Consider the following 10,482-nt stretch of genomic DNA (forward strand, 5'->3'; position numbering starts at 1 on the left):
AACGCTGTGTGACTGATGGGTAAAGGAGGCATATGTCCGGTTTTGTTGATTCTTCTACGGCCGGGGAGCCGCAGGTCGTACGGGGCCGCGCCGCGCACCGGGGATGACGTCGGTGCGCGGAGCGCCCTTACAGGGTACGGGAGTTACTGGCCGACCCGGCCCGGCTGCAGCACCTGGGTGAACAGCACGGTGCCGTCCTGCTCGCGCAGCCGGACCGTCAGCTCTCCGCTGTCGCCGTCGATGTCGACCTCGCCGAAGAACTGGTAGCCCTCCGCGGGGGAGACGTTGGACGCGGTGGGCGCCTTGACGAAGACGCGGTCCGGGCCGAACGTGCCGTCCAGCGCGCTCGCCGGGAAGGCGCCCGCGTTGAGCGGCCCCGAGACGAACTCCCAGAACGGCGCGAAGTCCTTGAACGCCGCCCGAGACGGGTCGTAGTGCTGGGCCGAGGTGTGGTGGACGTCGGCGGTCAGCCACACCGTGCCGGTGATCCGCCGGTGCTTGACGTACCGCAGCAGCTCGGCGATCTGGAGCTCGCGGCCGAGGGGCGCGCCCGGGTCGCCCTGCGCCACCGCCTCGAAGTTGGCGGCGCCGTCCGTGCCGTCCGCCACCACCAGGCCGATCGGCATGTCCGAGGCGATCACCTTCCACACGGCCCGGGAGCGGCCCAGCTCGCGCTTGAGCCACTCCAGCTGCTCGCGGCCGAGGATGCCCTGCGCGTCGGCGCTCTGGTCGTCCGCCGAGTTCGCGTTCCGGTAGGTGCGCATGTCCAGGACGAAGACGTCCAGCAGCGGTCCGTGGTGCCGCACCCGGTAGACCCGGCCGTCGGGGCGGCGCAGCGTCGAGATCGGGAAGTACTCCGAGAACGCCTGCCGGGCGCGCGCGGCGAGCACGTCGACGTTCTTCTCGGTGTACCGGGTGTCGGCGAAGATCTCGCCCGGGAACCAGTTGTTGGTGACCTCGTGGTCGTCCCACTGGATGATCGAGGGGATCCGGGCGTTGAAGGCCCGCAGCCTCTCGTCCAGCAGGTTGTAGCGGAAGTTGCCGCGGAACTCCGCCAGCGTCTCGGCGACCTTCGCCTTCTCCTCGGTGGTGACGTTCCGCCAGGTCCGCCCGTCGGGCAGGGTGACGGTCTCGGTGAGCGGGCCGTCGGCGTAGATGTTGTCGCCGCTGCACAGGAAGAAGTCAGGGTCGAGCGCGGCCATCGCGTCGTAGATCCGGTAGCCGCCGATCTCCGGGTTGATGCCCCAGCCCTGCCCGGCCAGGTCGCCGGACCAGACGAACCGCACGCCGTCGCGCCGCGTGTCGGAGGCGGTCCGGAACGTGCCGGTCACCGGCTCGCCGGTGCGGCGCGGGTCGTCCGGGTCGGCGAGCAGCACGCGGTAGTGGATCTGCTCGCCGGCCGGCAGCCCGTGCAACGCGGTCGTGCCGGTGAAGTCGGTGCCCGCGCCGAGCAGCGGACCGTGGAAGCGGCGCGCGTCGCGGAACGACTCCGTGGCGGCCGTCTCCACGATCATCCGCGCGGGACGGTCGGAGCGCGCCCACACCAGTCCGGCGTTCGCGGACACGTCCCCGGTCTGCACGCCCCACTTCGCCGCGGGACGCCCCGACAGGGCGAGGGCCGGCGCCGCACCGGCGGCGACGGGCAGGGTCAGCGCCGCGGACGCGGCCAACGAGCCCCGCAGAACACTGCGGCGCCCGGGGAGCGGACTGAATGACATGGAGGGGCCTCCTGGGACGGTACCGGCCGGTGTGCACAGTCACACCTACTGGTACGCCGCAGCGCACACGGAAACCGCAGGTGAACAACTGGGCGCGACGCCCTCGGAGGAGGCCCGCGGGGTGGGAACGGCCCTCCGGCGGCCGGGGAACGGCCCCCGCCCCGTCTCAGCGGCTGCCGTCGAGGAGTACGCGGGCGACGAGGGCCGGGTCGTCGTTCATCGGGCAGTGACCGCAGCCGGGCAGGCGGACCAGGCGGGCCTTGGGGATGATCTGCTTGGCGCGGACACCCTGGCGGCGCACGAGCAGCAGGTCCCGGGTGCCCCAGGCCACGGTGACGGGTGTCCCGGGGAGGTCGTCGGTGAACCTCACGGCCGTACCGGCCCGCAGGGTCTGGTCGAAGCCGGTGGCCCGCGCCAGCGCGAGCGTCTCGGCGACCACCGCCTCGGGTGAACGGCGGCCCGGGCGGGCGTAGATGGTGCTGGTGAGGGCCGTGCGGCCGGCCGCGGTGCGGGAGAGGCGCTCGACGAGGGGAACGGGCAGTCGCTGGGAGATCCGCCGCATGGCGAGCAGCACGCCGAAGGCGTAGCGGCGCTCGGCCTCCGACCAGAACCCGGCCGGGGACAGGGCGGTGACGGACCGTACGCGCTTCTCGCGGGCCAGCTCCAGGGCCAGCAGGCCGCCCAGCGAGTTGCCCGCCACGTCGGGGCGTTCGAGCCCCAGCGCCGCGCAGAAGGCCGCGAGCACCGCGGTGGTCGTGGGGAGGTCGTGGGCGAGCCCGTCGGGCAGGGCCGGGGACGCGCCGAAGCCGGGCAGGTCCACGGCGACCACGTCCCGCTCGGCGGCCAGGATGTCCACCACCGGGTCCCATGCCTGCCGGTGGTGCCCGATGCCGTGCAGCAGGAGCAGCGGCTCGCCCCGCCCCACGCGCGCGTACGAGACGGTGACGGGCCGCGGGCCGTTGGAGGAGGGGATCGTGAAGGAGGCGGTGGCGGACATGCGGGGCTCCTCGTGTCAACGGGCGGACGCCGGCCGGGACGCGTACGTAGACAGCTTGTCAGCAACTGCTACCCGTGGGTAGCCCTCCGTTCGCGAACCGGGTGGACACCCGCGCGCCCGTCGGATGGGATGGCACCGTGACCGCAGAGACCGCCACCGACGTCTTCGAAGAGCACCGGCCGTTCCTCCTGGGCGTCGCCTACCGCATGCTCGGGCGGGTCGCCGACGCGGAGGACGTCGTCCAGGACGCCTGGCTGCGCTGGTCCGCCGCCGACCGCGGCGACGTCCGGGAACCCCGTGCCTACCTGGTACGCGTCACCACCCGCCTCGCCCTAGACCGCCTCGCCCGCATCAAGACCCGCAACGAGGCCTACGTCGGCCCGTGGCTGCCCGAGCCGTACGTCACCGACTTCGGCGACACCGTCGAGGACACCGCCGAACGGGCCGTGCTCGCGGACTCCGTCTCCCTCGCCGTCCTCGTCGTCCTGGAGTCGCTGTCCCCGCTGGAGCGGGCGGTGTTCGTCCTGCGGGAGGCGTTCGGCTACCCGTACGCCGAGATCGGCGCCGTACTCGACCGGACCGAGTCCGCGGTGCGCCAGCTGGCCGGCCGGGCCCGCCGGCACGTCGAGGAGCGGCGGCCCCGCTACGAGGTCGACCCCGTCCTGCGCCGCGAGCTCACCGAACGGTTCCTCGCGGCCGCCGCGGAGGGGGACCTGAAGGGCCTGATGGCGCTGCTCGCGCCGGACGTCCGGCTCGTCGGCGACAGCGGTGGCAAGGCGAAGGCGCCGCTGCGCGTCCTGGAGAGCGCCGACCGCGTCGGCAGGTTCCTCACCGGCGTGGCGGCCAAGGACCTCCCCGACCCGTCCCGCCGCTACCTGGAGATCAACGGCGGCTTCGCCGTCCTGGTGCTGTCCGGCGGCAAGCCGGACGCCCTCTTCCAGGTCGACGTGGCCGAGGGCCGCATCCAGGCCGTCTACGTCATCCGCAACCCCGACAAGCTGCGCGCCCTGGCGGGCTGACCGGCGGCGCACCCGCTTGCGGGCCGGCCCCCCCGCACACCGTCGTACGAACGTCGAGTGAACGCCGTGCTGCGCGGGCTTTTCGGTGTCCCGAGGCGTCGGGGATTGGTCTTGACCAAGGGTGGGGGCCGTCCTATGGTCGCAGAGAAGTACAACAACCTTTAATAAACAAGGGCGCGAAAACGCCGCCGGACCACGGCGATTGCGGAGGACAGGGTGGGGACCACGCAACTGGAATCGGTCGCGGAACCGAAGTACTGGCATCTGAGGACCGTGCTCACCGAGGCACTGGACTCCGAGTTCACCGTGGGAGAGATCCTCCCCAACGAGCGTGAGCTCGCCGCCCGCTTCGGCGTCGCCCGCGCCACGCTCCGGCAGGCGCTGGAGCAGCTGGAACTGGAAGGCCGGTTGCAGCGTCGCCGCGGTGTCGGCACCACCGTCGCGCCGCCCCGCGTGGGCGTCGACGTCGGCGCGGAACGGCAGGTCTGGCCGGGCGCCGACGACGACGCCTGGCAACCCGTCGACTGCGCGGTCGCGGCCCCGCCGGCCGCCGTCGCCGACGCCCTGGACACCGGCCGCGACGCGCCCGTGCACATCGTGCGCCGCTCGCGGGTCTCGCACGGCCAGCCCGTCGCCGCCGAACTCCTCTACGTGCCGCGGTCGTCGGTGCACGACCTCACCGGCATCGACGCCCCGTCCGGGGTGGCACGCGCGCGTGCGGTGCTGCGCGAACTCCAGCGCCTGGCGCTGGAGGGGCAGGACCGCGCCGTGGAACTGGGCTCGGCCCGCGCCGACGACGCCAAGGAACTCGACCGGCTGCCCGGCGCCCCGGTCCTCGTCGTCACCACCCGCTTCTTCACCGAGGGCCGCACCGCGGCGCTCTCCGTCGCCACCTACCGCGCGGACACCTGCCGGCTGACGTTCGGCGCGGCGGGCGGCGTGGAGATCCACCACGGCCCGCAACGCCAGGCGTCCTGACGACCCGCCGGGGCCCGTACGGCGGGCTCCGGCCGGTCCGCTCCGCCAGCACCGCCCCCGAGACCGCCCCGAACCGCGGCCCCGCGTCACGGGCGTCCCGCAGGCGAGCGCCCCGTCACCGTCCCCTCCACCGCGAACAGCTGTTCCTCCACGTGGTCGAGGGCCAGCCGCAGCGCCCCCGTCGCCACGGCCGCCTCCCCGAGCAGCGACAGGGCCACCCTCGGCGGCCGCAGGCAGTATCGCGCCAACTCCCGCCGCAGCGGCTCCAGTACGCCGTCCAGTCCGGCCGCCCAGCCGCCGACGACGACCAGCTCGGGGTCGAGGGCCAGGACCAGCGCGGCCACGTCGTGGACGAGCCGCTGGAGGAAGCGGTCCACGGCCGCACGGGCCCGCTGGTCGCCCTGGCGGGCCTGGGCGAACACCTCGGCGACCGCCTGCTCGTCCAACGGGTGCAGCGGCTCGTCCGTCGTCGACAGCAGTGTCTCCGGCGTCACCTCCCGGCCCAGCAGGTGCAGCGCGCCGATCTCCCCGGCGGCCCCGCCGTACCCGCGGTGCAGCCGCCCGCCGATCAGCGAGCCGGCGCCCGGGCTCAGCCCCGCCAGCACGAACACCACGTCGTCGGACTCGGTGGCGGAGCCCTTCCAGTGCTCGGCCACGGCCGCCGCGTTGGCGTCGTTCTCGACCAGCACCGGGCACTTGAAGGAGCGGCTCAGCCGTTCACCCAGCCGCAGCCCCGTCCACTGGGGCAGCGCGGTCCCCAGCCGTACCGTCCCGTCGGCCTCGACGATCCCGGGCGTGCCGACACCGACGGCCCGCAGGGAGCTGCGCGGGACGCCCGCCCGGCGCAGCAGCTCGGCGACCGCGGTCCGCAGCCGCTCCAGGCGCTCGTCCGCCGGGGCCGACTCGTCGACGTCCTTGGCCTGAGCGCCCAGCACCCGCCCGTCGAGGTCGGCCAGGAGCGCGGCCACCCGGTGCGCGCCGATCTCCAGGCCCAGCAGATGACCGGCCTCCGCACGGAACCGGAACCGCCGCGCCGGGCGCCCCTGGCGTCGGGCGGCGCCCTCCTCCGCCGCCTTCTCGACGACGAGACCGGCGCCGATGAGGTCCTCGACGACCCCTTCGACGGTCGGCCGGGACAGTCCGGTCACCCGGGTGATCTCCGTCAGCGTCGCGCAGTCGGCGGCACGCAGCGCGTGCAGCACCACCGCGGAGTTGATCCTTCGCAGCAGCGAGGGATCCCCGCCGGTCAGCCGCCCCAACGTCCGTCCTCCCAGCTCGTGCGCGTGTGGGGCGGATCGTACTCGGCGCGGCGGACCCCGGCGAGTGCCGAACCCGCACCCGCGGGCGAGGCACGCCGGCTCAGCCGGCGGACACGAACCCCGACTCGTACGCCGTGATCACCGCCTGAGTGCGGTCCCGCGCCCCGAGCTTGGCCGGCACCGCGCTCACATGCGACTTGACCGTCTCCGCCCCCACGACCAGCCGCGCGGCGATCTCCGCGTTGGACAGCCCGCGCGCCATCAGCCGCAGCACCTCCGCCTCCCGCTCGGTCAGCCGGGCCCGCACCAGCACGTCCCGGGCCGCCCGGCTGCCGTGCCCGTCGCCGTACTCGGCGGCGAGCCGTCGTACCGACGCCGGGAACAGCAGCGACTCGCCCTCGGCGACCAGCCGCACCGCGGGCACGATCTCGGCCGGCCGGGCCCGCTTCAGCAGGAACCCGTCGGCGCCCGCGCGCAGCGCCTCGTACACGTACTCGTCGTTCTCGAGCGTCGTCACCACAAGGATCTTCGGAGGCTCCGCCGCCGTCCGCAGCACCGCCCGCGTGGCCTCGATGCCGTCCATCAGCGGCATGCGGACGTCCATGGCGACCACGTCGGGCCGCAGGCTCCGCACCAGCGGGATCACCGCCGCCCCGTCGGCGGCCTCCCCGACGACCTCGATGTCGGGCTGGGCCTCCAGCACGGCGCGCAGCCCCGCGCGGACCAGGGGTTCGTCGTCGACGAGCAGTACGGTCACCGGCATCCGGCCAGCGTAGATCAGGACTTGGCGCGCGGCGGCACCACGGACCCCGTCGCGCTCGGACGCGCCCTCGCCCCGCACGGCCACCACGCCGTGGAGCACGAGGACGGGCACTGGACCGTCGACCACGCGCGCGTGGACGACATCGGACGCCTCACGTCCGCCGCGGGAGTGCCGGTACTGGAACTCGCCCGGGAGGAAGGAACGCTGGAGCAGGCCTACCTCGATCTGACGTCGGCCGAGACCGAGTTCACCGCACAGCCCGCACAGCCCGCACAGCCGCAGGAGGCCTGACATGTCGTTCGCACCCGTCCTCCACTCCGAGTGGCTGAAGATCCGCACGCTCCGCTCGCTGCTCGGGGCGCTGCTCGCGCTCTCCGCGGCGACCACGGCGTTCTCCGCGATCGCGGGCGTCTCCGAGACGTCCGACCCGGAGTTCGACCCGCTGTTCATGGCACTGTCCGGTGTCACACCCGGCCAGATCGCCGCGATCTCCTTCGGGTCCCTGGCCGTGTCCTCGGAGTTCCACGGGGGCGCGCTGCGGCTCTCGCTCGCCGCGGTGCCGCGGCGCGGACGGTGGTTCGCGGCCAAGGCCGCGGCGATCGCCCTGCCGGTACTGGCCGTCGGGCTGGTCACGGCCTTCGCCGCGCTCGTGGCCGCCAGAGCGGGGCTCGGCGACGCGGCGAGCGGTCTCACCGTGGGCGAGCAGGCGCGCGGTGTCGTGGGCTGCGGGATCTACCTCACGCTGATGGCGCTCCTCGCGGCCGGTCTCTCGGCCGTGCTGCGCAGCGGGGTGGGCGCGCTGTCCCTGCTGATCCCGTTCCTCATCGTGGTCTCGTTCGTGATCGGGGACGTCGCCGGCGGAGCCACCGACTTCCTGCCCGACAAGGCGGGCCAAGTGGTCATGCACGAGACGCACGACGGCTTGCTGGGCCCGTGGTCCGGGCTCGGGGTGACGGCGCTGTGGACCGCCGCCGCGCTCCTCGCGGGAGCGTGGAGCGTGCGGCGCCGGGACGCCTGACGCGGGAGGCCCGATCCGCGAGGTCCGGTCCGCGAGGTCCGGTCCGCGAGGTCCGGTCCGCGAGGCCCGGTCCGCGAGGCCCGGTCCACGACGTCCGATCCACGACGCCCTATCCGCGCGGTGCCTGACGCCACGCCAGTTGTCAGTGGCGGCCTGTTTACTGGGCCGCATGGACATCGCGCGCTGCCTCGCCACCGTCGACCTGCTGTGCGCCCGGGACTTCCCCGCGCGGCACGGCAGGACGGACGTGGGCACGGGCGGACCCGGTTACCTCGTCGCCGAGTTACAGACCAGCGGCGACTTCTGGGAGGACGACGGGACGGAGTGGGAGGAGACGGAGGCGCAGTACGAGGCCGACCGGGACGGGCTGACGGAGCGGCTCGCCGACCGCTGGGGCCCACCGCACCGCGTCAGCCTGGCGAGCACGCTGGAGCGCTCCATGGACGGCGAGGACATACCCGAGCCCTGGGCCTCCCTCAGCGCGCACGTGCCGGACCTGCACCTGTGGCAGGCGCCGGACACCGCCCGCTGGATAGCCCTCGGGGTCTCCCAGTGGGACAAGGAGCTGCCGTTCCAACTGCTCGCCGTCGTCACCGAGACGGATCCGCCGTAGCGGGCGGATCCGTCCGGGCCGCGACCCGCAGCCGCGCGAACTCCTCCGCCATCGTCGCCGCCGTCCAATGGGCGTTGAGACCGCTGGGATTGGGCAGCACCCACACCCGCGTGTCCCCGATGACCCGCTCCTGCGGGCCCACCCGGGCCTTGCGGTCGTCGAACGCCGCCCGGTAGGCCGTGACGCCCACCACGGCCAGCCAGCGCGGCTCCAGCCGGGCCACCTTCTCCGCCAGCAGCCGCCCGCCCTCGCGGTACTCCTCCGCCGTGATCTCGTCGGCGCGGGCACTGGCCCGTGCGACGACGTTCGTGATGCCGAGGCCGTACTCCAGCAGCTCCCGCTGCTCCGCCGGCTTCAGCAGGCGCGGCGTGAAACCGGACAGGTGCAGCACCGGCCAGAAGCGGTTGCCCGGGCGGGCGAAGTGGTGGCCGGTCGCCGCCGTCATCAGCCCCGGGTTGATCCCGCAGAACAGCACACGCAGACCGCCCGCGACCACGTCCGGGACGAGACGGTCGCGGGCGGCCTCCAGGTCCGCCTGGGTGAAGCGGGTCAGAGGATCGCTCCGGGGGTGTAACCCGCGGCCTCGGGGCGCTGCTTCACGATCTCCTCGATCCGGCCGACGACGAGGGCCACCTGGTCGGCGGCGGCACCTGTGAAGGACAGCTTGTCGGCCATCAGCGCGTCGAGCCCGGCGCGGTCCAGCGGGATGCGCTCGTCGGCGGCGAGCCGGTCCAGCAGTTCGTTGCGCTCGGCGCCCTGCTCGCGCATCGCCAGTGCGCACGACACGGCGTTCTCCTTGATCGCCTCGTGCGCGATCTCCCGGCCCACGCCCGCGCGGACCGCGCCCATCAGCACCTTGGTGGTGGCGAGGAACGGCAGGTAGCGGTCCAGCTCACGCGCCACGACCGCCGGGAAGGCGCCGAACTCGTCGAGCACCGTCAGGAACGTCTCCAGCAGGCCGTCGAGGGCGAAGAACGCGTCGGGGAGCGCCACCCGGCGGACCACCGAGCAGGACACGTCGCCCTCGTTCCACTGGTCGCCGGCCAGCTCGCCCGTCATCGAGGCGTAGCCGCGCAGGATCACCATCAGGCCGTTGACGCGCTCGCAGGAGCGGGTGTTCATCTTGTGCGGCATCGCGGAGGAGCCGACCTGGCCCGGCTTGAAGCCCTCGGTCACCAGCTCGTGCCCGGCCATCAGCCGGACCGTCTTCGCCAGCGACGACGGCGCCGCCGCCAGCTGCACCAGCGCGGTGACGACCTCGTAGTCCAGCGAACGCGGGTACACCTGGCCGACCGAGGTGAAGGCCTGGGAGAAGCCCAGGTGGTCGGCGATGCGCTGCTCCAGTCCGGCCAGCTTGGAGGCGTCCCCGCCGAGCAGGTCCAGCATGTCCTGCGCCGTGCCGACCGGGCCCTTGATGCCGCGCAGCGGGTAGCGGCCCAGCAGCTCCTCGACCCGCCCGTACGCCACGAGCAGCTCGTCGGCGGCGGTCGCGAACCGCTTGCCGAGGGTGGTGGCCTGCGCCGCCACGTTGTGGGAGCGGCCGGCCATGACCAGCTCGCCGTACTCGCCGGCCAGCTTGCCCAGACGGGCCAGGACGGACACCGTACGGTCGCGCATCAGCTCCAGCGAGAGGCGGATCTGGAGCTGCTCGACGTTCTCCGTGAGGTCGCGGGAGGTCATGCCCTTGTGCACGTGCTCGTGCCCGGCGAGGTCGTTGAACTCCTCGATCCGCGCCTTCACGTCGTGCCGCGTGACCTTCTCGCGCTCGGCGATCGAGGCCAGGTCGACCTGGTCGAGGACGCGCTCGTAGTCGGAGATCGCCGCGTCGGGAACCTCGATCCCGAGGTCCTTCTGCGCCTTCAGCACGGCGAGCCAGAGCTGACGCTCCAGCCTCACCTTGTGCTCGGGCGACCAGAGCGTGGCGAGCTCGGCGGAGGCGTAGCGTCCGGCGAGGACGTTCGGGATGCGGGGCTTGGCGGGAGCGGAAGTCACGTGTACGGAGTTTACCTACCGTCCACAGTGGTCCGTCACCGTCTACGCGGTGTGAGAAGGCCCAGGTCAGAAGTGGTCGAGTCGGCGGCCTCGCGAACAGCGCGTGACAGGCGTGTGACAGGGGC

General features: G+C 73.5%; 10 protein-coding genes and 1 pseudogene. 5 read left to right on the plus strand and 6 right to left on the minus strand.

Features of this window, described 5'->3' with window-relative positions; translation table 11 throughout:
* Positions 1 to 143: 143 nt before the first annotated feature.
* Positions 144 to 1,718, minus strand: a complete 1,575-nt coding sequence (locus tag ACFV9M_RS38715) for an alkaline phosphatase D family protein (RefSeq protein WP_385076619.1) — start codon at positions 1,716 to 1,718, stop codon at positions 144 to 146.
* Between the two features lie 166 nt (positions 1,719 to 1,884).
* Positions 1,885 to 2,715 carry an alpha/beta fold hydrolase gene (locus ACFV9M_RS38720; protein WP_385076622.1) on the minus strand — a complete coding sequence of 277 codons (831 nt, stop codon included), beginning with the start codon at positions 2,713 to 2,715 and terminating at the stop codon, positions 1,885 to 1,887.
* A gap of 137 nt (positions 2,716 to 2,852) precedes the next feature.
* Between ACFV9M_RS38720 and ACFV9M_RS38725 the strand changes: the two genes are divergently transcribed.
* Together ACFV9M_RS38725 and ACFV9M_RS38730 are read left to right on the plus strand one after the other, a co-directional pair.
* A complete protein-coding gene (locus ACFV9M_RS38725) occupies positions 2,853 to 3,734 on the plus strand; it encodes an RNA polymerase sigma-70 factor (protein ID WP_385076625.1) in 882 nt (293 codons plus the stop codon).
* Positions 3,735 to 3,950: 216 nt separating this feature from the next.
* Positions 3,951 to 4,712, plus strand: coding sequence for a GntR family transcriptional regulator (locus tag ACFV9M_RS38730; protein WP_385076628.1), 762 nt, complete (start codon positions 3,951 to 3,953; stop codon positions 4,710 to 4,712).
* An 86-nt stretch (positions 4,713 to 4,798) separates the two neighbouring features.
* Here ACFV9M_RS38730 and ACFV9M_RS38735 read toward each other — a convergent pair whose 3' ends face one another.
* Both ACFV9M_RS38735 and ACFV9M_RS38740 read right to left on the minus strand, forming a co-directional pair.
* Positions 4,799 to 5,971, minus strand: a complete 1,173-nt coding sequence (locus ACFV9M_RS38735; RefSeq protein WP_385076631.1) for an ROK family transcriptional regulator — start codon at positions 5,969 to 5,971, stop codon at positions 4,799 to 4,801.
* Positions 5,972 to 6,071: 100 nt separating this feature from the next.
* Positions 6,072 to 6,734, minus strand: coding sequence for a response regulator (locus ACFV9M_RS38740; protein ID WP_385076634.1), 663 nt, complete (start codon positions 6,732 to 6,734; stop codon positions 6,072 to 6,074).
* 36 nt (positions 6,735 to 6,770) lie between these two features.
* Here ACFV9M_RS38740 and ACFV9M_RS38745 point away from each other — a divergent pair.
* From ACFV9M_RS38745 to ACFV9M_RS38755, 3 genes and pseudogenes are all read left to right on the plus strand, one after another.
* A pseudogene (locus ACFV9M_RS38745) lies at positions 6,771 to 7,025 on the plus strand (ABC transporter ATP-binding protein); the annotation flags it as partial.
* A 1-nt stretch (position 7,026) separates the two neighbouring features.
* Complete coding sequence (locus ACFV9M_RS38750) at positions 7,027 to 7,752, plus strand: ABC transporter permease (RefSeq protein WP_385076637.1); 726 nt, start codon at positions 7,027 to 7,029, stop codon at positions 7,750 to 7,752.
* Positions 7,753 to 7,921: 169 nt separating this feature from the next.
* A complete protein-coding gene (locus tag ACFV9M_RS38755; protein WP_385076640.1) occupies positions 7,922 to 8,365 on the plus strand; it encodes a hypothetical protein in 444 nt (147 codons plus the stop codon).
* Here the strand turns inward: ACFV9M_RS38755 and mug are convergent.
* Entirely contained in the window at positions 8,343 to 8,918 is a 576-nt protein-coding gene (mug, locus tag ACFV9M_RS38760) for a G/U mismatch-specific DNA glycosylase (protein WP_385076649.1), read from the minus strand. The two genes, ACFV9M_RS38755 and mug, sit on opposite strands and share 23 nt — an antisense overlap.
* Positions 8,915 to 10,357 (minus strand): adenylosuccinate lyase, encoded by a 1,443-nt coding sequence (purB, locus tag ACFV9M_RS38765; RefSeq protein WP_385076643.1) that lies wholly within the window; start codon positions 10,355 to 10,357, stop codon positions 8,915 to 8,917. Before purB ends, mug begins: the two co-directional genes overlap by 4 nt.
* Positions 10,358 to 10,482: the final 125 nt, after the last annotated feature.

It is taken from the genome of Streptomyces sp. NPDC059895, assembly GCF_042731035.1.
Taxonomy (GTDB): domain Bacteria; phylum Actinomycetota; class Actinomycetes; order Streptomycetales; family Streptomycetaceae; genus Streptomyces.